This window comes from Actinophytocola sp. (assembly GCF_035634895.1).
In the GTDB taxonomy this organism is placed as follows: Bacteria; Actinomycetota; Actinomycetes; order Mycobacteriales; family Pseudonocardiaceae; genus Actinophytocola.
Map to the genome: position 1 here is coordinate 1 of NZ_DASQCC010000223.1, position 23,035 is coordinate 23,035.

The following is a 23,035-nucleotide window of genomic DNA, read 5'->3' on the forward strand; positions in this document are numbered from 1 at the left end:
GACTTCGCGGACTACCGGTCCTGGCTGGAGCGGCACGGGGTGGACTGCTCCGGCGTGCACGTGTCCGAGGTCGCGCACACCGCCCGGTTCGTGTGCACCACCGACGACGACATGTGCCAGATCGCGTCGTTCTACGCGGGCGCGATGTCCGAGGCCCGCAACATCGAGCTGCGGCCGATCGAGCAGAAGGTCGGCGGCTTCGACCTGGTGCTGATCAGCCCGGACGACCCGGACGGCATGCTGCGCCATGCCGAGGAGTGTCGGCAGCGCGGCTACGCGTTCGCCGCGGACCCGTCGCAGCAGCTCGCGCGCATGTCCGGGGAGCAGATCCGGTCGTTCGTCGAGGGTGCCAAGTACCTGTTCAGCAACGACTACGAGTGGGAGCTGCTGCGGCAGAAGACCGGCTGGACCGAGCAGGACGTGATGTCGCGGGTCGGCATGCGGATCACCACGCTCGGCGAGAAGGGCGTGGAGATGGTCGACGCGTCCGGCAACGCCATCCTCGTCTCCGCCGTGCCCGAGCTCATGAAGGCCGACCCGACCGGTGTCGGCGACGCGTTCCGCGCGGGTCTGCTCGCCGGGTTGGAGAAGGGCCTCGAGCTGGAGCGGGCCGCTCAGCTGGGCTCGTACATCGCGGTGCTCGTGCTCGAGACCGTCGGACCGCAGGAGTGGACGCTCGACAAGGAGCTGGCCATCACCCGCATCGGCGGCGCGTACGGGCCGGAGGCCGCCGCGGAGATCGGCGCCATCCTCCCGTAGGTACCACTTTCGTGTAATACCTGGTACTTCTGGTGACCATGCGTGCTCTCGCGGTCACCGCTGTGCTCATGCTCGTGTTTGCCGGGGTCGCGTCCGCGGACGTCGGCCCCTGGCGCACGATCGGCTCTGACGTCGCGCGCCCCCTGGACGAGAGCCAGGGGCTCGCCGTCGTCGAGCGTCCCTCCGGGACGACCGTCAAGTACACCGGGATCGGCACGGTCCCGGCGTCGGTCTCGTCGCGTGGCTGGAACCATGTGGGTGACCCGGGTGCTGGCCATGGTTACTACGTGGAGCCGTACCAAAGGGACGATCGCGGCGCGAAGCTGTTCCGCGTACAGGCGCCGGACGGGACGTGGACGGAGTACCAGCACGCCCTGGAGTCCTGGGAGGCGAACAACAACTCGTTCGCCGCGGTGTCACCGGACGGGCAGTGGATGGTGGCCGGCGAGTGGGGCACGATGACCCGGCTGCTGGTGCATCCCATGCCGGGGATCGCGTTCACGAACCCGGCCGCGAACCTCCCGTACGCGTCGGCGATCCGGCTCGACCGTCCCGTGCGGGACATCCAGGGCTGCGACTTCGTGACCGCGACCCAGCTGCTGTGCTCGTCCGACGACCCGGACGGCTCCCTGTTCGGGGTGACGAAGCCGCTGCTCCAGGTGAACCTGGCGGCCCCGGTCGGCTCGTCGGACGTCGCCGGGACGGTCACGTCCCTGGGCCAGCTCCCACTCCAGAGCGGCTGCTCGGGCACGTTCGAGGTAGAGGGCATCGACTACGACGAACGCGACGGGACCCTGCGCGTGGTCGTCATGTCCCCAAGCATCTGCATCCTGTTCGACAGCAAAACCTGGCGCTTCCACCGCTAACCCCTCGCGAGTCCCGCGTCCACCCATACCGAGTCCCGCGTTCGCGCATACCGAGTTGCGGTTTCGTGCAGGTCCCGGTGTCCCCCAGACCTTGGGGTGCACGAAACCGCAACTCGCACTGTTTGGATGCGGGACTCGCACTGTTTGGACGCGGGACTCGCACTGTTTGGGCGCGGGACTCGCGGGTCAGAGCTTGACGGGATAGTGGGGTTCTGGGACTCGGGGTTGGATGTTCTTCTCGATGAAGATGCCGTGCCAGAGCATGTAGACGAGTAGGGCCCAGATTCGTCGGCTGTGGTCCAGGGTGCCGGCGCGGTGTTCTTCCAGGAGCTTCATGACCGCGGTCTTGTCGATCTCCTCGTCGGTCTGGGAGCGGAGGATGATCTGGCGGGCCCAGTCGTACATCTCCTCCCGCAGCCACAGGCGGATGGGGACCGGGAAGCCCAGCTTGCGGCGGTTCAGCACGTGTGCCGGCACGATGTCGCGCAGAGCCTGGCGCAGTGCGTACTTGGTCGTCTCCTTGGTGATCTTCTCCTCGGACGGGATCTTCGACGCCACCTTGAAGACCTCCGCGTCCAGGAACGGGACTCGCAGCTCCAGCGAGTTCGCCATCGTGACCTTGTCGGCCTTCACCAGGATGTCGCCGCGTAGCCACGTGAACAGGTCCACGTGCTGCATGCGCGTCACGGGGTCCCAGTTCGCCGACTCCCGGTACGGGCCCGCGGTCACGTCCATGTGGCTGATCGCCGGGTCGAACGTGCGCAGCACCGACCGCAGTTGGTCGTCGCGGAAGATCCGCGCGTTGCCGTAGTACCGCTCCTCGAGCGACAGCGCGCCCCGGCGCAGGAGGTCCTTGCCGCGCCGGCCCTCCGGCAGCTTGGTCGACAGCGTGCCCATGGCCTTGCGCAGCGCGCCCGGCACCTTCTCGAACGCCGCCAGGGAGATCGGCTCCTTGTAGATGGTGTAGCCGCCGAACAGCTCGTCCGCGCCCTCACCCGACAGCACCACCTTCACGTGCCGGCGGGCCTCGCGCGCGATGAACCACAGCGGCACCAGCGCGGGGTCGGCCACCGGGTCGTCCAGGTACCAGACGATGAGCGGCAGCGCCTCCATCATCTCTTCCGGGCCCACCGTCCTGACGACGTGCTTCACCCCGATCGCGGCCGCCGACTCGGCCGCCACGTCGACCTCCGAGTAGCCCTCGCGCTCGAAGCCGGTGGTGAACGTCACGAGGTTCGGGTTGTGCTCCTTCGCCAGCGCGGCGATGGCCGTCGAGTCGATGCCGCCGGACAGGAACGACCCGACCGTGACGTCCGCGCGCATGTGCTTCGCCACCGAGTCCCGCATGACGTCGGCGATCTCGGTGTACAGCTTCTCCGGCTCGTCCTTGACCGAGGTCGGCCGGAACGTGTGGAAGAAGTAGCGGTCGGTCCGCAGCTCGCCACCCGGGGAGATCCGGAACGACGTGCCCGACTCGATGCGCCGGATCTCCTGGTGCATGCTCTCCGGCTCCGGCACGTACTGCAGCGTCAGGTAGTGCTGCAGCGCGGTCCGGTCCAGCGTCTGGCCGACGTGCAGCCGGGGGGACAGCTCCAGCAGCGCCTTCTTCTCGCTCGAGAACGCCACGCCGCCCGGCCCCGCCGAGTAGAACAGCGGCTTGATCCCGAACGGGTCACGCGCGCCGAACACCTCGCGCCGCCGCCAGTCCCAGATCAGGAACGCGAACATCCCACGCAGCTTCTGGACCGCCGCCGGGCCGAGGTAGTGGTAGAGGGCGACGATGACCTCGCTGTCGCCGTGCGTGCGCATGGTCGCGCCGTGCTCGTCGATCAGCTCCTGGCGCAGCTCCAGGTAGTTGTAGATCTCGCCGTTGAACAGCAGGGTGTAGCGCTCCTGGACGCCCTCCGGGCTCCAGTGCAGCGGCTGGTGCGAGTGGTCCACGTCGATGATCGACAGGCGGTTGAAGCCGAAGACGACCTCGTCGCCGGCCCACGTGCCGCTCTCGTCGGGGCCTCTGTGCCGCTGGCAGCGCATGGCTCTGGCGACCGCGTCCCTTGTCGCGTTGGCTTCCTGTTCGGTCGGGCACACCACACCAAGCAGTCCGCACACGGTCGGCACAACCTTCCCTGTCGAGTGCACGTCAGGGGCAAGTATGGCTGCCGCCGCCAAGCACGGCCCGGAGCGGTGTGGCCTGTGCCTCTGGGCTACGCTCCAACGCTGTGATCACCGGTCTTACTAGGAGGGATCGCGCAGTGGGTGGAACGCGGCGTTCCCGGGCATCGCGACTGACCAGCATCGCCGGGCTCGTCGGGCTGGTCGCCCTGACCGCGACCGGCTGCTCGGGCAGTGAGGTGCTGCGCTTCGGCTGGCCAGAGGGCATCACGCCGCAGTCCGAGCGGATGCGTGACTTCTGGACCTGGTCGGTCGTCGCATCCCTGATCATCGGCGTGATCGTGTGGGCGTTGATCCTGTGGCCGGTGGTGGCGCACCGCAAGAAGAGCGACAAGCTGCCCAGGCAGTTCCAGTACAACCACTTCCTCGAGGTCATCTACACCGGTGTCCCGTCGATCATCGTGGTGATTCTGTTCTACTTCACGGTGACCACGCAGAACTACGTGCTGGCCGAGGAGTCGACCGACAAGGTCGGCACGGACGTGGACGTCGTGGCCTTCCAGTGGAACTGGCAGTTCGTCTACAACTCCTACGAGAACGCCGACGGCCGCCGCGTGGTGCCGCGCACCTCCGACGGCGAGCTGGTCACCACCACCGGCAGCACCACCGAGATCCCGCTGCTGGTGCTGCCGTCGAAGACCACGATCGCCTACGACCTGCACTCCAGGGACGTCATCCACTCCTTCTTCGTGCCGGAGTTCCACTTCAAGCGGGACGTGTTCCCGTACCCGGAGAAGAACGACCAGTCCCACACCTTCCAGAACTCGATCGACAAGGAAGGCTCGTTCGTGGGCCGCTGCGCCGAGCTGTGCGGCACGTACCACTCGGGCATGAACTTCGAGGTCAGGGTGCTCGACCGGGACCGGTTCGACGACTACATGCGGCTACGCGTCTCGACCAACGACGACACGGGCAAGCCGTACACGGCCGCTGAGGCACTGGCCCAGATGGGCCGCGACGACCCGTCCTGCGGGGAGCTGTGCACGCCGCACGCGGTGACCACGTCGCCGTTCAACAGTGACCGCACCGCCCGCACCTCGTCGAAGTGATCCCGGAGGACTGAACCATGAAGGTCGAAGCCAGGCTTTTCGACATCACGACGGCTTTCTTCTTCGTGGCCGCCATCGTCTACGGGTTCTGGGCCAAGGAGCCGGTCGGCAGCGTCGGCCTCGTGCTGACCGGTGGGCTGTCGCTGATCATCGGGTCGTACTTCCACTTCGTCGCCCGGCGTGTCGCCCGCCGGCCGGAGGACAACCCGGAGGCCGAGGTCAGCGACGGCGCCGGCGAGATCGGCTTCTTCTCGGCCGGCAGCTACTGGCCGGTCGCGATCGCGGCGTCGGGTGCGCTCGCCGCGCTGTCGCTCGCCTTCTGGCAGATCTGGCTGCTGGTCGTCGCTCTCGTGTGCGTGCTGTCCGCGGTGGGTGGGTTGGTCTTCGAGTACCACACCCGCCCGAACGCGACGGAGTGAGGCAGAACGAGTGAGGCAGAACGGAAGGGCCCCTTCGCGCTGAAGGGGCCCTTCCGTGTGTGTTCAGGCCAGTTCTTGGCTGCGGGTGGTCCAGCGGTCCAGCAGCTTGGCCGCGCGGCCGGAGTCGATGGCCTCGGCCGCCGTCGCCATGCCCGCGCGGAGGTCGGCCGTCAGGTCGGCTGAGAAGCCTCTGAAGGCCGCTATCGCCCCCGCCGCGTTCAGCACGACCGTGTCGCGGATCGGACCCCTGTCGCCTGCGGTCAGGGAGCGGAGGGCCGTCGCGTTGGTGGCCGCGTCGCCGCCCTTGAGGGCCTCGGGGGCCACCGGGGCCAGGCCGAGGGCGGTCGGGTCGATCTCGGCTTCGTGGACCTGGCCCCCGGACGCCACCCAGGCCCTCGTCGTCGTGGTCGTGGTGATCTCGTCGAGGCCGTCGTCGCCGCGAACCACCAGTACCGAGAAGCCGCGGCTCGCCAGGACCTCCGCGACCACCGCGGCCAGCGGGGCGTGCGCGCAGCCCACCAGGGCCGACGTCGGCTGGGCAGGGTTGGTCAGCGGGCCCATGATGTTGAACACCGTGGGGATGCCCAGCTCCCGGCGGGTGGGGCCGGCGTGCCGGAGGGCCGGGTGGAACGACGTCGCCAGGCAGAAGCCGATGCCTACTTCGCGTACGCAGGTGGCCACCGCTTCGGGTGACAGGTCGATCACCACGCCGAGTGATTCCAGGACGTCCGCGGCACCGCACTGTGACGACTGGGCGCGGTTGCCGTGCTTCACGACCGGAATGCCGGCCGCCGCCGTCACGACCGCGCTCATCGTCGAGATGTTCACCGTGCCGGACCGGTCACCGCCGGTGCCCACGACGTCCACGGCGGGGATGTCCAGGGAGACCCGTTTGGCGTGCGCGAGCATGACCTCGGCCATGCCGGCCACCTCGGACGGCGTCTCGCCCTTCGAGCGCAGGGCGGACACGAACGCGCCGATCTGCCCGCCGGTCGCGCTGCCGGTCATGATCTGGTCCATGGCCCACGACGTGTCGTCTGCGGTCAGGTCCACACGCGCGACGAGCCGGCCCAGCAGGCCGGGCCAGGTCTGGGTCATGGGTCTCACCCCTGGTGTACGGGCAGCGACTTGTTCCGGAGCACGTCGGCGACGGTCTCCGCGGCGGCCAGCGGGTCGAGCGGGTGCACGAGCACCGCGTCGGCCTGCGACCAGGTCGCGAGCCAGCGGTCGTCCCTGCGCCGGATGGCGATCACGATCGGGGGACAGTCGTCGATCTCGTGCTTGAGCTGCCGGCACAGACCGATGCCGCCGGTCGGCTGGGCCTCGCCGTCGAGAATCGCCAGGTCGACGGTGCCGGAGTCCATCTCCATGAGCACGTCGGCGATCGTGGCGGACTCGTGGTAGGTCACGCGGCCGAGATCGGCGGCAGGACGGCGCCCGACGGCTGTGAGAATCCTCTCCCGGACCTCCGGCCGGTGGCTGAACACGAGGATCTTCAGCGGGGAGCTCATCGCAATTCCTCCGGCACGGAATCAGGCAGGTCGGGACACCTGGATGTTATCCGGCACGCCCCGCGGCCCGACAGCCGGCCGATGCTCGGTGAACGATCTCCGACACGCCCCGGACCCGATCTGCTGACCCGGGAAAGGGCAGGCAATAATGCCTGCCGTGACGACAGCAGCGCCTTCAATCAGCCAGCGTGTGCACTCGCTGAACAGGCCCAACATGGTCAGCGTCGGCACGATCGTGTGGCTGGCCAGCGAGCTGATGTTCTTCGCCGGGCTCTTCGCCATGTTCTTCACGGTCAAGGCGCAGAACAGCACCGGCCAGTGGCCCCCGCCGCCGTACCACCTCGACGTGCCGTACGCGCTCGTTGTCACGATCGTGCTGGTCGCCTCGTCCTTCACCTGCCAGATGGGTGTGTTCGCGGCGGAACGAGGTGATGTCTATGGCTTGCGACGCTGGTACCTGCTGACCCTGTTCATGGGTCTGTTCTTCGTACTCGGCCAGGCCAACGAGTACCGGAGCCTGATCGAGGAGGGCCTCACCATCCCGTCCTCGGCGTACGGCACGGTCTTCTACCTGACCACCGGCTTCCACGGGCTGCACGTGACCGGTGGCCTGATCGCCTTCGTCTACCTGCTCACCCGCACGAAGATGAGCAAGTTCACGCCGGCGCAGGCCACGTCCGCGATCGTCGTGTCGTACTACTGGCACTTCGTGGACGTCGTCTGGATCGGTCTGTTCGCCACGATCTACTTCGTCAAGTGATCCGACCGAGCCGATTCGCCGGGTCCGAGCTGACATCAGTAAGGGTTGCCGCACAATGAGGACTCTGTCCAAGAAGATGAGGGCACGCACCAAGCGCCGGCGCCGCGTCGCGGGCCTGCTGGCGCTCGCCTTCGCGCTGATGGGTGTCGGCGCGGCCTACAGCGTGCTCGTGCCCAGGCCGCAGACCGCGCAGGCGCAGCAGGACCCGGCCATCGTGCGCGAGGGCGAGCAGATCTACAGCAACACCTGCATCAGCTGCCACGGCGCGAACCTCGAAGGGGTCAAGAACCGCGGCCCGAGCCTCGTCGGCATCGGCGAGGCCAGCGTTTACTTCCAGACCTCGACCGGCCGGATGCCGGCCATGGGCCAGGGCGCCCAGGAGCCGGAGAAGCCGAGGGTGCTCACGCCGGCGCAGGTCGACGCGGTCGCGGCCTACGTCGAGGCCAACGGCGGCGGCGTCCAGATGCCGGACGAGAAGGGCGAGGCGCTACGCGGTGACGACCCGGCCCGCGGTGGCGAGCTGTTCCGGTTCAACTGCGCGTCCTGCCACAACTTCACCGGCCGCGGCGGCGCGCTGTCGTCCGGCAAGGAGGCGCCGAGCCTGGACGGCGCGACCGAGGACGAGATCTACGCGGCCATGCTGTCGGGTCCGCAGAACATGCCGCGGTTCTCCGAGCGTCAGCTGTCGCCGGAGGAGAAGAAGGACATCATCGCTTACGTCAAGTCGGTGACGGACGGCAACAACAACCCTGGCGGCGCCTCGATCGGTGGACTCGGGCCGCAGTCGGAGGGTTTCATCGCCTTCGTCGTGGGGATCGTCGCCCTGCTTGGCGTCGTGTTGTGGATCGGGGCTAAAGCATGAGTACGGACAAGCCTGAGGACCTGCCGAGCGAGGAGGAGCTCGCGCAGATGTCCCGGGAGGACCTGGTCAAGCTGGGGAGCAAGCTCGACGGCGTCGAGCTGGTCGAGTACCCGGACCCGTGGCCGGTCAAGGGCACCCGCGCGGAGCGGCGGGCGGAGCGCCAGGTCGCGTTCTGGTTCGCGCTGTCCGGCGTCGCCGGCCTCGCGTTCGTGGTCGCCTTCATCTGGTGGCCGGCCAAGTACGTCGCGCCGGACAAGGACGGGTACTTCATGTACTCGCTCTACACCCCGGTGCTCGGCCTGACGCTGGGCCTGATGATCCTGGCCCTCGGCATCGGCGTGCTGAACTACACCAGGAAGTTCATCCCGCACGAGCTCGCCGTGCAGCAGCGGCACGACGGCGGCTCGTCGGAGCTGGACAAGGCCACGGTCCTCGCGAACCTGGCCGACGCCGGCAACCGAAGCACGATCGCCCGCCGGCCGCTGATCAAGCGCTCGCTCGGGTTCGGCGGCGGCGTGCTCGGTCTCGCGCTGGTCGCGGTGCCGCTCGGCGGCATGCTGCGCAACCCGCACGCCCAGTCGGCCAACAAGGACGGCCTGCTGCACACCCCGTGGCAGCACACCAAGAAGGGCGAGAAGGTCTTCCTGCGCCGGGCCACCGGCAGCGACGACATCTCGCTGGTGCGGCCGGAGGACATGGACGCCGGCTCGATGGAGACGGTGTTCCCGTACCGGAAGACCGACACCCACGAGGACTGGGCGAAGACCATCCTGCGTGGTGACAGCCCCGTGATGCTGATCCGCCTGCGGCCACAGGACGCGGCCAGGGTGATCCAGCACGAGGGCCAGGAGGACTACCACTACGGCGACTTCTACGCGTACACGAAGATCTGCAGCCACCTCGGCTGCCCGACCTCGCTGTACGAGCAGCGGAGCAACCGCATCCTGTGCCCGTGCCACCAGTCCCAGTTCGACGCGCTGCAGTACGCCAAGCCGGTCTTCGGGCCGGCCACCCGCAAGCTGGCGCAGCTGCCGATTACCGTGGACGAGGAGACCGGCTACTTCATCTCGATCGGTGACTTCAACGAGCCGATCGGTCCCGCCTACTGGGAGCGGAAGTCATGAGTGGACTCACGACCCCCACGAAGCCAGACAACGCCGTCATGCGGGCGGCCGGTGGCGCGGCGAAGTGGGCCGACGACCGCTACCACCTGTCCGGCGGCATCCGGCGCCAGCTGAACAAGGTCTTCCCGACGCACTGGTCGTTCCTGCTCGGCGAGATCGCGATGTACAGCTTCATCGTGCTGCTGCTGTCCGGCACGTACCTGGCGCTGTTCTTCGACCCGTCGATGACCGAGGTCACCTACAACGGGTCCTTCGACAACCTGCGTGGCCTGGAGATGACCAGGGCGTACGAGTCGACGCTGTACATCACGTTCGACGTGCGCGGCGGCCTGTTCGTCCGGCAGGTGCACCACTGGGCGGCGCTGCTGTTCATGCTGGCGCTCACGATCCACATGTTCCGCACGTTCTTCACCGGCGCGTTCCGCCGGCCGCGTGAGGTCAACTGGATCATCGGCATCCTGATCTTCATGATGGGCTGTTTCGAGGGCCTCTTCGGCTACTCGCTGCCCGACGACCTGCTCTCCGGCGCAGGCCTGCGCATCACCGCAGGCCTGGTGATGTCGCTGCCGGTCATCGGCACCTGGGCCAGCTGGCTGCTGTTCGGCAGCGAGTTCCCGGGCACGGAGATCATCCCGCGCATGTACACGCTGCACATCCTGCTGATACCCGGGGTCCTGCTCGCGCTGATCGCCGTCCACGTGGGTCTCGTGTGGTACCAGAAGCACACGCAGTTCCCCGGTGTGCGGCGAAAAGAGACGAACGTCGTCGGCGTGCGCATCATGCCGGTCTTCGCGCTCAAGGCCGGTGGCTTCATGGCCGTGGTCGTGGGTGTCACGGCGCTGCTCGGCGGCCTGTTCCAGGTCAACCCGATCTGGAACTTCGGCCCGTTCTCGGCGGCGCAGGTGTCGGCGGGCACGGTGCCGGACTGGTACATGGCCTGGACGGACGGCCTGGTCCGGCTGTGGCCGGCGTGGGAGGTCTACCTCGGGAACTACACGATCCCGGCCCCGTTCTTCCCGTTCATCATGGGTCTGCCGTTGCTGACCGGGATCGCGGCGGCCTACCCGTGGCTCGAGCGGAAGTTCACCAAGGACTACGCGCACCACAACCTGCTGCAGCGGCCGCGGGACGTGCCGGTGCGCACCAGCCTCGGCGTCATGGCGATCACCTTCTTCGGGGTGTCGCTCCTGTCCGCCGCGAACGACGTGCTCGCCGAGAAGTTCGACATCTCGCTGAACGCGACGACGTGGATGGGCCGCATCGGGTTGCTGGTCCTGCCGCCGCTGGCCTACGCGATCACCTACCGCCTGTGCCTCGGCCTGCAGCGGTCGGACCGCATGGTGCTGGAGCACGGCGTGGAGACCGGCATCATCAAGCGGCTGCCGCACGGTGAGTTCATCGAGGTGCACCAGCCGCTGGCTGGCCTGGACGACCACGGCCACCCGATCGAGCTGGAGTACCAGGGCACGTCGGTGCCGAAGAAGATGAACAAGCTCGGCTCGGCAGGCGCGCCGGTGGTCGGCTCGCTGCTGCGGCCCGACCCGCCCGAGGAGACGGCGGCACTGGCCAAGGCCCGCGCCGCGCAGCACGGTCACGGTGCCGAGTTGGAGGCCGGGTCCGGCGCGACCGAGACCGGCACCTCGGTGGCCAAGACCCAGGAGGACCCGTCAAAGAAGCTGTGAGGCACCGGTTGATGGCGGTCGCCGCGCTCGTCGCGACGGCCGCCATCGGCCTGTCCGGGTGCAGCTCACCGCTGTCGTCCGCCGGCGAGGCGCCGCGGTCGAGCGGGTCGTCGGCGCACGGCCCGGTGTCCCAGCAGACCTCGGGCGCCGTGGGCCCGGCCGAGTGCGCCCAGCCGGCACCCGGCTTCGACTGTGACTTCCAGACTCGCATCGCGGCCGTCCAGACGTACCTGAAGGGCCGGCCGGGCACGACGGGCGTGGTCCTGCACGACGTGCAGACCGGCGCCGTCTGGGAGAACGACCACGCGACGGACCCCACCTGGACCGCGTCGACGATCAAGCTCGCGATGGTGGTGGACCTGTTCACCCGCGACCGCCACGGCGAGATCCACCTCACCGCCGACGACCGCGCCCTGATCGAGTCGATGCTCCACTCGTCGGACGACGACGCCGCGGACACCCTGTGGTACCGCTACGCGGGCGGCGACCACATGGGCTACAACAAGAACTTCGCCAAGTACGGGCTGACGTCTCTGGCCCCGCAGCAGGGCTTCTCGGACTTCTACCCGTACTGGGGCTTTCAGAAGTGCACCCCGGAGGACCTGGACCGCCTGATCCACTACGTCCTGACCGACCTGCCCGCCGACGAGCGCGGCTACATAGTCGGCCAGATGCGAACGGTGGCCGCGGACCAGCAGTGGGGCGTCTGGGGAGCCGGCCCGGCCGCGAAGCCCGGCAACAAGGACGGCTGGTCCAAGGAACAGGGCGGCTGGGTGATGAACACCGTGGGCTTCGTCGGCCCCGCCGAACGCTACACCCTGGCCGCCATGAACAACCTCCGCGGCGAGGGCGACTACGACACCGGCCGCGAAACCGTCACCCACATAGCGGAAATACTCTTCGCCGGCCGCTTCTAACCCCCCACCCCCGCGTCCACACCCCGCGAGTCCCGCGTTCGCGCGCACCGAGTCCCGCGTTCGCGCGCACCGAGTTGCGGTTTCGTGCATACCGGGTCCCGCGTTTGTGCACCCGAATTGCGGTTTCGTGCACACCAGAGTCGGTCCGGCACTTCAAGATCTGCACGAAACCGCAACTCGGTATGGCTGAACGCGGGACTCGGGGTGTTTGGACGCGGGACTCGCGGGGTTAGGGGTAGAAGGGGAGGCGGGGGTCTGTGTGGTTGGGGGTCCAGGTTTGGCGGATCCAGGTGTGGGCTGGGTCGTCGCTGATCAGCCATTCGCGGTTGGTGCCGGGGCCTGCCATGACGTTGAGGTAGTAGAGGTCGTAGCCCGGGGTTGCCATGGACGGGCCGTGCCAGCCGTGGGGGATCAGGACCACGTCGTCGGTGCGGACCTCCTTCAGGATGTCGATCGGGCGGTCCTCGGTGCCGTAGACGCGCTGGTAGCCCATGCCGCCGCCGGCGACCTCGAAGTAGTAGATCTCCTCCAGCTCGCACTCGCCGTCGCGGACCTCGTCGTGCTTGTGCGGGGGATAGGACGACCAGTTGCCGCCCGGTGTGAGCACCTCGCAGGCGATCAGCTTGTCGGCCTCGAACACCTCGGGCGTGCAGAAGTTGTTGACCTGCCGGCTGCACTGGCCAGCGCCACGCAGCTCCACCGGGGTGTCCGCGGCGGGGACGTACCGGACCGGCAGCCGGCGTTCGCACACCGCGGAGGGGAACGCCAGCTTCGCGCCCGCCTCGCTGGTCACCTCGGCCTCGGCGTCCCGGGGCAGGTAGACGAAGTCCGTTCGCGCCTCGAACACCGACGGGCGCCCGGCCACCTCGTACGTGGCGCCGTCCACGGTGACCGTGCAGCCGCCGGACAGGGGCAGCACCAGGGTCTCCGCGGGGCCCGTCGCCAGCGTGTGGGTCTCCCCGGCGGCGAGGGTGAGCACCATGAGACCGCTGTACGTCCAACCGGCCGAGGCCGGCGTGACCACCACGCTCACAGCAGCCCCACCGCGACGTCGACCGCCTTGGCCACGTCACCGTCCGCCGGGTACAGCAGCGAACGCCCCACCACGAGCCCGCGCACGGTCGGGTTGCGCAGCGCCCGCCGCCACCGCTCGTACGTCGCCTCCTGGTCCGTGGACACCTCACCGCCCAGCAGCAGCGTCGGCAGCGTGGTCGAGGACAGCACCTGTGCCATGGCGTCGCCGCCGTCGCCGATCACCGGGATCTTCAGCCAGGTGTACGCCGACGTGGCGCCCAGGCCCGACGCGATGGTCACCGCCGTCGACGCGGCCTCGATGGACAGGTCGTTCCACAGCTGGCCCTCCTCGGTGCGCCGCGAGATGAACGGCTCCACCATCGCGACCAGCTTCTCCTCCGCCAGCTCGGTGACCGCCTTGGCGCAGGCCGCGAGGGTCTGCTCGGTGCGCTCGTCGCTGTAGTCGATGCGCAGCAGCATCTTGCCGCCGTCGAACCCGAACCGGACGATCGAGGGCACGTCGTAGCTGGTGAAGCGGTCGTCCAGCTCGAACTTCGCGCCGGCCAGGCCGCCGCGGTTCATCGAGCCGTACACGCTGCGGTCGTTCAGCGCGCCGAGCAGGAGCAGGTCCTCCAGGATGTCCGGCGTGCCGAGCACGCCGGTCACCCCCGGCCGCGACAGCGCGACGCACAACCGCCGGAGCAGCTCGCGCCGGTTGGCCATGGCCATCGGGTACGCGCCGGCACGCAGCGCGCCGCGCGCCGGATGGTCGGCCGCGATGATCAGGTCGCGCTCGTCGTCGTCGAACGCGGAGTTGGGTTTCACCCGTTCCTGGGCCGCCTCGGCGATCTTCTCCGGGGAGCGGGCTCTGGTCGTGGTGAGTCTGGCCAACTGTCTGTCAGACAGCATCAAGGACTGCCTCCACCTCTTCGCTTGTCGGCATGGCGGCCGAACACGACAGTCGCGACGCGACGATCGCGCCCGCCGCGTTGGCGAACCGCATGGTGTCCACTGTGGACCAACCGGAAAGCAGTCCGTGGCAGAGCGCGCCCCCGAACGCGTCGCCCGCCCCGAGCCCGTTGACCACTTCGACCGGATGCGGTGGCACCTCGACCGCTCCGGTGTCGTCCACCGCGAGCACGCCGTCGGGCCCCTGCTTCACAATCGCGAGACGAACTCCCTTGTCCCGCAATGCTTTCGCGGCATCCGCCGGCACCCGCGTGCCGACCGCCGTCGCGCACTCGTCCAGGTTGCCGACCGTCACCGAGACGTGCGGCAGCGCCTCGAGCACCCACCGTCGAGCGTCCACTCTGGATGGCCAGAACATCGGCCGGTAGTCGAGGTCCAGCACCGTCAGAGACTCCGGCGACCGGGCCCGCACCGCGGCGAGCGTGGCCGAGCGGCTCGGCTCCTCGCACAGTCCGGTGACCGTGACCCACAGGATCCGCGCGGCCCGGATCGCGTCCAGGTCCAGCTCATGCTCGTGGATCACCAGATCGGGTGCTTTGGGCAACCGGTAGAAGTAGATGGGAAAGTCGTCCGGCGGAAAGATCTCGCAGAACGTGACCGGGGTCGGCAGGTCCGGCACCCCGGTGACGTACCGGTCGTCGACGCCGAAGTCACGCAGCGCGCGGTGCAGGTACTCGCCGAACGGGTCCTCGCCGGTGCGGCTCACCAGTGCCACGTCATGTCCGTGCCGCGCGACCGCGACCGCGACGTTGCCGGCGGTGCCACCCAGGTACTTCGCGAACGTCTCGACGTCCGCGAGACCCACCCCGATCTGCTGCGGGTAGATGTCGACACCCAAACGGCCCATGGCGATTACGTCGAACGCTCCGTCCACGACGGCACCTCGCCCTTTCCTCGCAGGCGCCGAGAAGGCGGGCGCTCGTCGTCGCGTCCATGGTCAGTTCCGGTCACCGCCACCTCTTTCGCCGCGTCCGCCTTCGTCAGCCAACCGCGCCAGCTCGCCGCGGAGCGTGCCGGCTCGGTCCATGGCTGTGAGCATCGAACCATTCGCGTGCCGGGGCGATCCAACCACCGCAGCACCAGGGCCACTTCCTCGGCCGGGGCACCCCGCAGCGGGCCCTCGCCGGGCAGCACGGTCTCCGCCGACGCCACCAGTGCGTCCACCACCGGCATGGGCGGCACGCCACGCCGCGCGACCCCGGCGGACGCCAGCCGCCCGTGCCGCACCACCGCGAACTCCCAGCCGTGGTCGCCGTCCGGCCGGGCCGCGACCAGCTCCGGCACGGCCGCGAGCGCCGCGAGCCGCTGCCCCCGGTCGAGCGAGCGCACCAGCACCGTCAACCGGTCGCGGTCGACGCCGGCCTGCTCGAACCGCTCGGCGGCCGAGTGCTCGTGCAGCCGGCGTTCCAGGACGTGCAACGGTTCCAGCACCTGCCCGGCGACGAGCCCGGCGAACGAAGACACCCCGGGCAGGTACTCCTCGACGGTCTGCCGCCCGGCGCACGGCGCCGCGCACCGGTGCAGCTCCGCCAGGGCACACGGCCGCGCGTTCGCCCGCTGCGCCGGGATCCGGACCGTGCACGGCCGGATGCCGGTGGCGTCCTGCAGCGCCACCATCGCGTCCTCGGCGAGGCCGCGCGAGCGGAACGGCCCCAGCGCGCCGTCCCGCGGGGTGCGGACCAGTGACAGCCGGGGGAACGGCTCGTCGGTGAGCGTCAGCCACCACGCCTGCTTCGGGTTCTTGGAGCGGCGGTTGTAGGCGGGCTTGTGCGCGGAGATCAGCCGCAGCTCCCGGACCTGTGCCTCCAGGGCGTGCGCGCACTCGACGTGGTCCACCCGCACCGCCAGCGCCACCATCTCGCGCAGCCTGCGGCGGGTCTCGCTGGCCGTGAAGTACTGCCGCACGCGGCGACGCAGGTCGACGGCCGTGCCGACGTACAGCACCTCCTCGCCGGGCCCGCGGAACAGGTACACGCCCGGCTTCGGCGGCAGGTGCGCGGCCATCGACCGCTTGCGCCGCTGTTCCGGTGTCACGTCGGGGATGTAGTCGTGCAGCTCCTCCAGGGTCTGCACGCCGATGGAGCCGACCCGTTCCAGCAGCGAGTGGAAGACGTCGACGGTCGCGCGGGCGTCGGAGAGCGCGCGGTGGTTGGGTTTCGTGGACGCGTGGAAGAGCTCCGCCAGCGCGGACAGCCGGCAGCTCGGGGCCTCCTCCCTGGTCAGCACCCGGCGCGCGAGCTGGACCGTGCACAGGGTGGCCGGCCTGGGCCAGCGGTAGCCGTGCCGCTCGCATGCCTTGCGGACGAAGTTGACGTCGAAACCAGCGTTGTGGGCCACCAGCACCGCGCCGCCGATGAACTCCATGAACGCGGGTAGCACCGCGTCCAGTCGTGGCGCTGTGTAGACCATCGCGTTGGTGATGCCCGTCAGGGCTACCACTTCCGGCGGAATTCCTCGGCCGGGGTCCACGAGCGTGGCGAACTCGCCGAGCACCTCGCCGCCGCGGACCTTCACGGCGCCGAACTCGGTGATCGTGTCCTCGTCGCTGACCCCGGTGGTCTCCAGGTCGAACACGACGAAGGTGGTGGCACGCAACGGAGTGCCCAACTCGTCGAACGCGAGCTGCTCCGGACTCGTCATAGCTCGGGAAGCTAGCGGCGACCACCGACAATGCCGGGATCCTCCGGGCCTTCCCGCGAAGCCTGGGCGATACCCGCACCTGCGCCGGAACGCAACACGCAGGTAAAAATCCCGGAGAGGCGGACTAGCCTACCCTGGTGTGATGGTGCCGTCGCTCGAGCCGGTTGATCCGGTCGACCCCGTGGAGGAGCCGGCAGGCGAGTCCACAGTCGACTGGACCGCGCTGCCCGACGCCGTCCGCACGCGCATCGCCGAGCTGGGCGCGGAGGCGCTCGGCGCGCTGCCCAAGATCGATGTGCCCCAGCAGTTGCGTGCCGTCGCCCGGTTCACCCCGGCCAAGCGGGCGCGGCTCGGCGCGGGCACGATCGTCGCGAGCCTGCGTGACTCGGTCGCCTTCCGCACCGCGGTCGTCGAGTGGTGCCGTGAGCACCGGCCCGCGGTGCTCGACCTGTCCGGCGACGACGCGGCCGTCGTGGCCGCCGCGGCGGTGCTGCTCGGTGAGGACACCGCCCCGCACTACGTCGAGCTGGTCTCCCGCCGTGCCTCCGACGCGGGCCTGCGGGCACAGCGTGACGCGGCGGTCACGCGTGCCGACAGGGCGGAGACCGAGCTGGCCAGGGTCCGTGCCGAGCTGGAGGCCATACAGGGTTCCATCGACAAGGTCCGCGCCGAGGGCGAGACGGAGCTGGAGCGCCTGCGCAAACGCCTGCGGGAGCAGGGAGTGCGGGTCCGCGCGGCCAAGGACGAGGCGTCGAGCGCGAGCGCCGAGATCGCCCGCATCCGCGGCGAGGCGGAGGCACAGGTCAAGGCGCTGACCGAGCAGCGCGACCGGGAACGGGACCGCGCCGAGTCCGAACGCACCAGGGCGGAACGCGCCGAGGCGGACGCCGAGATCGCCCGCCAGTCCGCCCGCGAGGCCCGCCAGGCCGACGAGGTCCGCCTCGCGCTGCTGGTCGACACCCTCGACGGGGCGGTCACGGGCCTGCGTCGCGAACTGGCCCTCGGCGGCTCCGGCCCACGCCCCGCCGACCTCGTCCGGGGCGCGACGGAGGCCCACGGGGCGGTCAGCCGGGTCGAGGACCCGGCGGCACTGGAGCGGCTGCTGACCCTGCCGACCGTGCATGTCGTGGTCGACGGGTACAACGTGACGAAGACCGGCTATCCCGAGCTGCCGCTGTCCGAGCAGCGGGAACGGTTGATCCGGCAGCTGGCCGCGCTCGCGGCCCGCACGTCCGCCGAGGTGACGCTGGTGTTCGACGGCGCGGGCGTGGTCGCCGTGCCGACCACCGCGCCAAGGGGTGTGCGCGTGCTGTTCAGCGACCCTGGCGTGCTGGCCGACGACGTGATCCGGGCGCTCGTCACGGCCGAGCCGGAGGGCCGCCCGGTGGTCGTGGTGACGTCGGACCGCGCGGTCGCCGACTCGGTCCGCCGCCGCGGCGCACACCCGGTGCCGTCGGCCGTCCTGCTGGCCAGGCTCGGTCGTAGCTAACGCGTGAACTCCCAGTGCCACGGCTCCTCGCGGCCGGCGCCGGGGCGGGCCCAGCCCGGGTTGACCCAGCCGAAGGCGGGTGCGTTCGCCATGAGCCACGCGTACTGGGCGGTGCCGAACGACTGGGCGCCGCCGCACAAGTCCACCGCGAGACCCCAGCCGTGGTCGCTCGTGCCGGGCACCGCCGCCAGGGCCGGTTTCTCCCCGAACAGCCGGACCTGCGCCTCGAACGTCCGGTACGAGTCCGTGACGCACACCGGCGTCCCGAACGCCCGCACATACGCCTCGTCCAACGCACCGAACGCCGCCGCCGCGTCGCAGCGCAGCACGTGTGGCCCGGTGCCGACGGAACACAGTGCGGACCGCGGGATGAACCCGTTCGGGTACCCGCCCCACACCCCCGCCGGCACCGACACGCCACCGCACCGCCATGGCAGGCCGCCGTCCGTGGCCTTCGGCACCGCACGCGCCGCCACCCGGTCGAGTGCGGGGCGCGCGTAGCCCAGCGTGTCCGGGGGGAGGTCGGTCACGACGACGCCGGCCAGGCGCGCGTCGGCCGCCAGCATGGTCCGGCCGTCCAGCACGATGCCGACGCCCTGCACGCCGTACCGCGCGGGTCCGAGGAACACCAGGTCGCCCGGTTGGGGGTCGGTGACCGGCGCGAGCACCGAGTACTGCTCGGCGATCCCGAACGGCAGGCCGTACGCGGCCCGGACCAGGCCGTCGCACGAGTACGCCACCGGACCGGTGCCGTCCTCGCCCGGCACGTACGGCCTGCCGAGCGCGTCGACCGCGTAGGTCACGGCCGCGATGGTCTCCGCCGGCAGTACCAGCATCCGTTCTCCGGACGGCAGTGTCCGGACAGCGACACCGGGCTCGGCCAGGGCCGTCAGTCCGGCCGGGAAGTGATGAGGATCACGCAGGTCTCGCGCGGCGGGCGGCGTGATGCCCGCCGCCAGCCGGTCGACGTAGGCGTGCCAGTTGGCGGCCGTCGTCCTGGCGCGGTCCTGCTGGGCCCGCTGCCGCGCGACGACCGCGGCGTTCGTGTCGGCCACGACGCCCCGCAGCTCCGACGACACGGCCGCGGCCCGGTTGCTGGCGTCCGAGTCGCGGCGGTCCAGGTCGTCCTTGCGGCGCTGGGCGGCGGACGCCATCGCCGACGCGGTGTTCTCGGCGCGCACCGCCGCGTCCTGCCGGCGGAGCGCGCCGCTCAGGCGTTCGGCCTGGTCGGCGCGTAGCTGGGCGAGCAGGCCGGTGCCGTCGAGGAAGGCGCGCGGGTCGCCGGCCGACAGCAGCGCACGCAGCTCGACGGGCTGGGCGAGGGTCTCGTAGACAGTGGAGGAGTAGGCGTCCACCTCGGCCTGCTGGGCCGACACGACCCGGTCGGCGGCCTCGCGTTCGGCTCGTGCGGCGGTCGCGGCGCCGGTGGCCGCGCCCAGGTCCCGCTCCGCGTCGTGGATCTGGCCGGCGAGGTCGGCGAGCTCCCGCTGGACGTCGGTGGCCGTGCGTTGCAGGCCGGCGACCTCGGGGCCGGCGAACGCGGCGCCGGGACGCGGGTCGGCCGGGGTGCCGCCCGGCGGACCGGGCTCCGGCTGTCCCGGCGCGGTCAACAGGGTGGCGGCGAGCACCAGCCCGGCGGCGATGCGCACGCGGTACCTCCCTGGGCCACGGTCTCTACCGCGTACAACGCCTGAGTTGATACGGAGGTGCGTGGCCCCCGGTTCACTCGTTTCCCGGCGTGCTCGGCAGGCGGTAATACAGGGGCGGCGAGCCGTGGAAGTCATTCCCGACCTGTACGAAGTCCGAAATTGTCGGTGGTCTGCCATAACGTGCGCCGCAGGAGGCCGACAGAGGACGAAGGAGCCGGGAATGATCATCGACTGCGACAGCTGCGTGGTTCGTGGGCTGGCCTGCGAGGACTGTGTGGTGAGCGTGCTGCTGGGTATGCCGGAGAACGTCGAGATCGACGCGCTGGAGCAACGTGCCATCGACGCACTCGGGAGGGCGGGCATAGTCCCCCGACTGCGTCTGGAACGGGTGAACCGGTCGGCTTGAGGGCGATTTGTCCGACACGTCCGACTGATGGTTCCCGTCGCCAAACGGTCGGTGGATGTCGCCGAACGGTGTGGTTGCGTTCCCGCAACGCGGTGAACTGAGCTGTTGCCGTGATCACAGGGTGCTGTTGGCACTGCTCCATTGGTGTTCAGCAGCGTTCTGCCGAGTTTTTTGGGCGGGCCAGGTAGACGCATCGACTCACGTTTCGTAACCTGTCCGAGATCTCGTGGCAGGCAGTGGTCCACCCCGAGGGCCCTACGCGAGATCGCCGCCGAAGCCGGTCACACGAACGGAGCTTTCACAAGCGCCGTCACGGGTGGTCGGACCGGATTCCCCCACGGTGGGTGGAGCAGACGATGGGCAGTCGCAATCGCGGTAGCTCCTTGTCAAAAACGGCTCACCCGGTCGGCGGTTCGGATGTAAGGGAGATACGCGCGACGTGGCGTCGCAAAGAACCAGGCGCGCAGCCCGTGCGGGACTGAGTGTCACCGCCGCAGCCGCGGCGGTGTTGTTCTCCGTGCCGGGCCCTGCACTCGCCGTTCCCCTCGCTTACCAGCAGCCCCCACCCCCGAACACCGCGTCGGAAGCGCTGGCCCAGTACCAGCAACTGTCGCAGCAGGTCTCGGCCGTCAACGAGCAGTTGCTCGCGGCCAAGACCGACCTCGACGCGAAGAACGCGGCACTCAACCAGGCCAACCAGGACCTCACCTCGGCCAACGCGGCGAAGCAGCAGGCCGCCGCGGACGAGGAGGCATACCGGGGCCAGGTCGACGAGCTGACCAACGCGTCCTTCCAGGGCGCTCGGTTCAACAAGCTCTCCGCGTTGCTCACGGGCGACTCGGCGGACGACTTCCTGGAGCGCGCGTCCGCGCTCGGGGTGCTCGCGTCCGACAACTCCGAGGCGCTCTCGAAGCTCTCCGCCGCGACGAACCAGGCGGCGTCGGCCGAGAAGAAGGCGAAGGACGCCCAGAAGCGCGCCACCGACGCCCAGACCGCGGCCCAGCAGCTGACCGACAAGATCACCAAGACCAAGACCGACCTCGACGCCCAGATCGACAAGGTCGAGGACGCCTACGACGAGCTGTCCGGCGCGGACAAGAGCACGTTGCGCGGCGAGCAGGACAACAGCGTCTACCTCGCCGGCCCCGGCGTGGGTGGGCAGGCGGCCGCGGCCGCCATGTCACAGCGGGGCAAGCCGTACGTGTGGGGTGCGGCCGGTCCGAGCAGCTACGACTGCTCCGGTCTGACGATGTGGGCCTACGGCCAGGTCGGCGTCTCGCTTCCCCACTCCAGCCGCGCGCAGTACGGCTACGGAAAGTCCGTGCCCTACGGCCAATGGCAGCCCGGTGACCTGCTGTTCTACGGCAGCAGCGCGGGCTCGATCCACCACGTCGCGATGTTCATCGGCAACGGCCAGCTGGTGCACGCCTCGACGACCGGTACCCCGGTCAAGACAGGCGCCGCGCCGACGGGCGGCGGCAGTGACTACCTCGGCGCCCGGCGCATCGCCGGCTGAGGACGACAAATTACGAAAAGCCTGGGGGCCGGCGCGTTCTCGCGTCGGCCCCCAGCGCTCCAAGCCAAGGGAGAAAACACGACGTGGCGTCGGAAAAAACCAGGCGTGGAGCTCGAGCGGGACTGAGCATCGCGGCCGCCATCATGGTGACGGTGCTCTCCGTCCCGGGTACGGCGCTCGCCGTGCCCTTCGCCTCCCAGCCGCCCCCGGCCACCCCGGGCACCGCGTCCGAGGCGCTGGCCCAGTACCAGCAGCTGTCGCAGCAGGCCGAGACGGTCAGCGAGCAGCTGAACGCCGCCAAGGTCGACCTCGACGCGAAGAACGCGGCGCTCAACCAGGCGAACCAGGACCTCACCGCGGCCGACGCCTCGATGAAGCAGGCGAAGGCCGACGAGGAGGCCTACCGCGGCCAGGTCGACGACCTGACCAACGCGTCCTTCCAGGGCGCCCGGTTCAACAAGCTCTCCGCGTTGCTCACCGGTGACTCGGCGGACGACTTCCTGGAGCGGGCCTCCGCGCTCGGCGTCCTCGCGTCCGACAACTCCGAGGCGCTCTCGAAGCTGTCCGCCGCGACGAACCAGGCGGCGACCGCGGAGAAGACGGCGAAGGACGCCCAGAAGCGGGCGACCGACGCCCAGGTGGCGGCCCAGCAGCTGACCGACAAGATCACCAAGACCAAGACCGACCTCGACGCCCAGGTCAGCAAGGTCAAGGACGCGTACGACGAGCTGTCCGGCGCGGACAAGACCGCGCTGCGTGGCGAGGAGGACAAGAGCGTCTACCTGGGCGGTGCCGGGCTCGGTGGGCAGGCGGCGGCCAAGGCCATGTCGCAGCGGGGCAAGCCGTACGTGTGGGGCGCGGCCGGTCCGAGCAGCTACGACTGCTCCGGTCTGACGATGTGGGCCTACGGCCAGGTCGGCATCTCGCTGCCGCACTCCAGCCGTGCGCAGTACGGCTACGGCAAGGCCGTGACCGACGGTCAGTACCAGCCCGGTGACCTGCTGTTCTACGGCAGCAGCGCGAGCTCCATCCACCACGTCGCGATGTTCGTCGGCGACGGCCTGCTGGTGCACGCCTCGACCGAAGGCGTGCCCGTCAAGACGGCCGCCGCGACGAAGGGTGCCGGTAGCGACTTCCTCGGCGCCCGGCGCATCGCCGGCTGAGAACGACCACGACCTTGGGGCCGGCGCGTTCGCGTCGGCCCCAAGCCGTGGAAACCCCTAGCATGCAT

General features: G+C 69.8%; 21 protein-coding genes. 13 read left to right on the plus strand and 8 right to left on the minus strand.

The window, feature by feature from the left end:
• Both VET29_RS34050 and VET29_RS34055 read left to right on the plus strand, forming a co-directional pair.
• Positions 1-759: carbohydrate kinase family protein (locus tag VET29_RS34050; RefSeq protein ID WP_324928479.1), on the plus strand; the 759-nt coding region annotated here is incomplete at its 5' end.
• A gap of 38 nt (positions 760-797) precedes the next feature.
• Positions 798-1,625: a hypothetical protein gene (locus tag VET29_RS34055; RefSeq protein ID WP_414636692.1), complete on the plus strand. Its 828-nt coding sequence runs from the start codon at positions 798-800 to the stop codon at positions 1,623-1,625.
• A gap of 186 nt (positions 1,626-1,811) precedes the next feature.
• Here VET29_RS34055 and asnB read toward each other — a convergent pair whose 3' ends face one another.
• The gene (gene asnB, locus VET29_RS34060) at positions 1,812-3,734 is read right to left on the minus strand and encodes an asparagine synthase (glutamine-hydrolyzing) (protein ID WP_324928481.1); all 1,923 of its coding nucleotides are present in this window, start codon (positions 3,732-3,734) and stop codon (positions 1,812-1,814) included.
• A 143-nt stretch (positions 3,735-3,877) separates the two neighbouring features.
• Between asnB and VET29_RS34065 the strand changes: the two genes are divergently transcribed.
• On the plus strand, positions 3,878-4,846 hold the full coding sequence (locus VET29_RS34065) for a cytochrome c oxidase subunit II (protein ID WP_324928482.1): 969 nt from the start codon (positions 3,878-3,880) through the stop codon (positions 4,844-4,846).
• Positions 4,847-4,863: 17 nt separating this feature from the next.
• Positions 4,864-5,265, plus strand: a complete 402-nt coding sequence (locus tag VET29_RS34070; RefSeq protein WP_324928484.1) for a cytochrome c oxidase subunit 4 — start codon at positions 4,864-4,866, stop codon at positions 5,263-5,265.
• Positions 5,266-5,328: 63 nt separating this feature from the next.
• On the opposite strand, the gene trpD is transcribed toward VET29_RS34070, so the two are convergent.
• Complete coding sequence (gene trpD, locus VET29_RS34075) at positions 5,329-6,363, minus strand: anthranilate phosphoribosyltransferase (RefSeq protein ID WP_324928486.1); 1,035 nt, start codon at positions 6,361-6,363, stop codon at positions 5,329-5,331.
• Positions 6,364-6,368: 5 nt separating this feature from the next.
• Positions 6,369-6,776, minus strand: a complete 408-nt coding sequence (locus tag VET29_RS34080; protein WP_324928488.1) for a hypothetical protein — start codon at positions 6,774-6,776, stop codon at positions 6,369-6,371.
• Between the two features lie 148 nt (positions 6,777-6,924).
• Between VET29_RS34080 and VET29_RS34085 the strand changes: the two genes are divergently transcribed.
• From VET29_RS34085 to VET29_RS34105, 5 genes are read left to right on the plus strand one after another with little or no spacing between them, the layout of a single operon-like run.
• A complete protein-coding gene (locus VET29_RS34085) occupies positions 6,925-7,536 on the plus strand; it encodes a heme-copper oxidase subunit III (protein WP_324928490.1) in 612 nt (203 codons plus the stop codon).
• Between the two features lie 55 nt (positions 7,537-7,591).
• The gene (locus VET29_RS34090; protein WP_324928492.1) at positions 7,592-8,398 is read left to right on the plus strand and encodes a c-type cytochrome; all 807 of its coding nucleotides are present in this window, start codon (positions 7,592-7,594) and stop codon (positions 8,396-8,398) included.
• The gene (locus tag VET29_RS34095) at positions 8,395-9,522 is read left to right on the plus strand and encodes a ubiquinol-cytochrome c reductase iron-sulfur subunit (RefSeq protein ID WP_324928494.1); all 1,128 of its coding nucleotides are present in this window, start codon (positions 8,395-8,397) and stop codon (positions 9,520-9,522) included. Before VET29_RS34090 ends, VET29_RS34095 begins: the two co-directional genes overlap by 4 nt.
• The gene (locus VET29_RS34100) at positions 9,519-11,204 is read left to right on the plus strand and encodes a cytochrome bc complex cytochrome b subunit (RefSeq protein ID WP_324928496.1); all 1,686 of its coding nucleotides are present in this window, start codon (positions 9,519-9,521) and stop codon (positions 11,202-11,204) included. Before VET29_RS34095 ends, VET29_RS34100 begins: the two co-directional genes overlap by 4 nt.
• Complete coding sequence (locus tag VET29_RS34105) at positions 11,201-12,121, plus strand: tat pathway signal sequence (RefSeq protein WP_324928498.1); 921 nt, start codon at positions 11,201-11,203, stop codon at positions 12,119-12,121. Before VET29_RS34100 ends, VET29_RS34105 begins: the two co-directional genes overlap by 4 nt.
• Positions 12,122-12,350: 229 nt before the next feature.
• Here VET29_RS34105 and iolB read toward each other — a convergent pair whose 3' ends face one another.
• Genes iolB through VET29_RS34125 form a run of 4 tightly spaced genes read right to left on the minus strand, consistent with a single transcriptional unit; the run spans position 12,351 to position 16,744 of the window.
• Positions 12,351-13,154 (minus strand): 5-deoxy-glucuronate isomerase, encoded by an 804-nt coding sequence (iolB, locus tag VET29_RS34110; protein ID WP_324928500.1) that lies wholly within the window; start codon positions 13,152-13,154, stop codon positions 12,351-12,353.
• Positions 13,151-14,044 (minus strand): Cgl0159 family (beta/alpha)8-fold protein, encoded by an 894-nt coding sequence (locus tag VET29_RS34115; RefSeq protein WP_324928502.1) that lies wholly within the window; start codon positions 14,042-14,044, stop codon positions 13,151-13,153. The genes iolB and VET29_RS34115 overlap by 4 nt, the downstream gene beginning before the upstream one ends.
• The gene (iolC, locus tag VET29_RS34120; RefSeq protein WP_324928504.1) at positions 14,034-14,978 is read right to left on the minus strand and encodes a 5-dehydro-2-deoxygluconokinase; all 945 of its coding nucleotides are present in this window, start codon (positions 14,976-14,978) and stop codon (positions 14,034-14,036) included. Before iolC ends, VET29_RS34115 begins: the two co-directional genes overlap by 11 nt.
• Positions 14,957-16,744, minus strand: a complete 1,788-nt coding sequence (locus tag VET29_RS34125) for a DEDD exonuclease domain-containing protein (protein WP_324928506.1) — start codon at positions 16,742-16,744, stop codon at positions 14,957-14,959. The genes iolC and VET29_RS34125 overlap by 22 nt, the downstream gene beginning before the upstream one ends.
• 142 nt (positions 16,745-16,886) lie before the next feature.
• Between VET29_RS34125 and VET29_RS34130 the strand changes: the two genes are divergently transcribed.
• A complete protein-coding gene (locus VET29_RS34130) occupies positions 16,887-18,233 on the plus strand; it encodes an NYN domain-containing protein (protein WP_324928508.1) in 1,347 nt (448 codons plus the stop codon).
• On the opposite strand, the gene VET29_RS34135 is transcribed toward VET29_RS34130, so the two are convergent.
• The gene (locus tag VET29_RS34135) at positions 18,230-19,882 is read right to left on the minus strand and encodes a D-alanyl-D-alanine carboxypeptidase family protein (RefSeq protein WP_324928510.1); all 1,653 of its coding nucleotides are present in this window, start codon (positions 19,880-19,882) and stop codon (positions 18,230-18,232) included. The two genes, VET29_RS34130 and VET29_RS34135, sit on opposite strands and share 4 nt — an antisense overlap.
• A gap of 220 nt (positions 19,883-20,102) precedes the next feature.
• On the opposite strand from VET29_RS34135, the gene VET29_RS34140 reads away from it, so the two are divergent.
• The 3 genes from VET29_RS34140 to VET29_RS34150 all read left to right on the plus strand — a co-directional run bounded on the left by VET29_RS34140 (position 20,103) and on the right by VET29_RS34150 (position 22,967).
• Positions 20,103-20,288, plus strand: a complete 186-nt coding sequence (locus tag VET29_RS34140; protein ID WP_324928512.1) for a hypothetical protein — start codon at positions 20,103-20,105, stop codon at positions 20,286-20,288.
• Positions 20,289-20,805: 517 nt separating this feature from the next.
• Positions 20,806-21,804 carry an NlpC/P60 family protein gene (locus VET29_RS34145; protein WP_324928514.1) on the plus strand — a complete coding sequence of 333 codons (999 nt, stop codon included), beginning with the start codon at positions 20,806-20,808 and terminating at the stop codon, positions 21,802-21,804.
• Positions 21,805-21,956: 152 nt separating this feature from the next.
• Positions 21,957-22,967, plus strand: coding sequence for an NlpC/P60 family protein (locus VET29_RS34150; protein ID WP_324928516.1), 1,011 nt, complete (start codon positions 21,957-21,959; stop codon positions 22,965-22,967).
• Positions 22,968-23,035 lie beyond the last annotated feature (68 nt).

Excerpts from the sequence above, each read along its gene's own strand:
- VET29_RS34055 (WP_414636692.1), top strand. The coding sequence starts at position 798 with ATGCGTGCTCTCGCGGTCACCGCTGTGCTCATGCTCGTGTTTGCCGGG.
- VET29_RS34070 (WP_324928484.1), top strand. The coding sequence starts at position 4,864 with ATGAAGGTCGAAGCCAGGCTTTTCGACATCACGACGGCTTTCTTCTTC.
- trpD (WP_324928486.1), bottom strand. The coding sequence starts at position 6,363 with ATGACCCAGACCTGGCCCGGCCTGCTGGGCCGGCTCGTCGCGCGTGTG.
- VET29_RS34080 (WP_324928488.1), bottom strand. The coding sequence starts at position 6,776 with ATGAGCTCCCCGCTGAAGATCCTCGTGTTCAGCCACCGGCCGGAGGTC.
- VET29_RS34085 (WP_324928490.1), top strand. The coding sequence starts at position 6,925 with ATGCCTGCCGTGACGACAGCAGCGCCTTCAATCAGCCAGCGTGTGCAC.
- VET29_RS34090 (WP_324928492.1), top strand. The coding sequence starts at position 7,592 with ATGAGGACTCTGTCCAAGAAGATGAGGGCACGCACCAAGCGCCGGCGC.
- VET29_RS34095 (WP_324928494.1), top strand. The coding sequence starts at position 8,395 with ATGAGTACGGACAAGCCTGAGGACCTGCCGAGCGAGGAGGAGCTCGCG.
- VET29_RS34100 (WP_324928496.1), top strand. The coding sequence starts at position 9,519 with ATGAGTGGACTCACGACCCCCACGAAGCCAGACAACGCCGTCATGCGG.
- VET29_RS34115 (WP_324928502.1), bottom strand. The coding sequence starts at position 14,044 with ATGCTGTCTGACAGACAGTTGGCCAGACTCACCACGACCAGAGCCCGC.
- VET29_RS34125 (WP_324928506.1), bottom strand. The coding sequence starts at position 16,744 with ATGACGAGTCCGGAGCAGCTCGCGTTCGACGAGTTGGGCACTCCGTTG.
- VET29_RS34130 (WP_324928508.1), top strand. The coding sequence starts at position 16,887 with ATGGTGCCGTCGCTCGAGCCGGTTGATCCGGTCGACCCCGTGGAGGAG.
- VET29_RS34140 (WP_324928512.1), top strand. The coding sequence starts at position 20,103 with ATGATCATCGACTGCGACAGCTGCGTGGTTCGTGGGCTGGCCTGCGAG.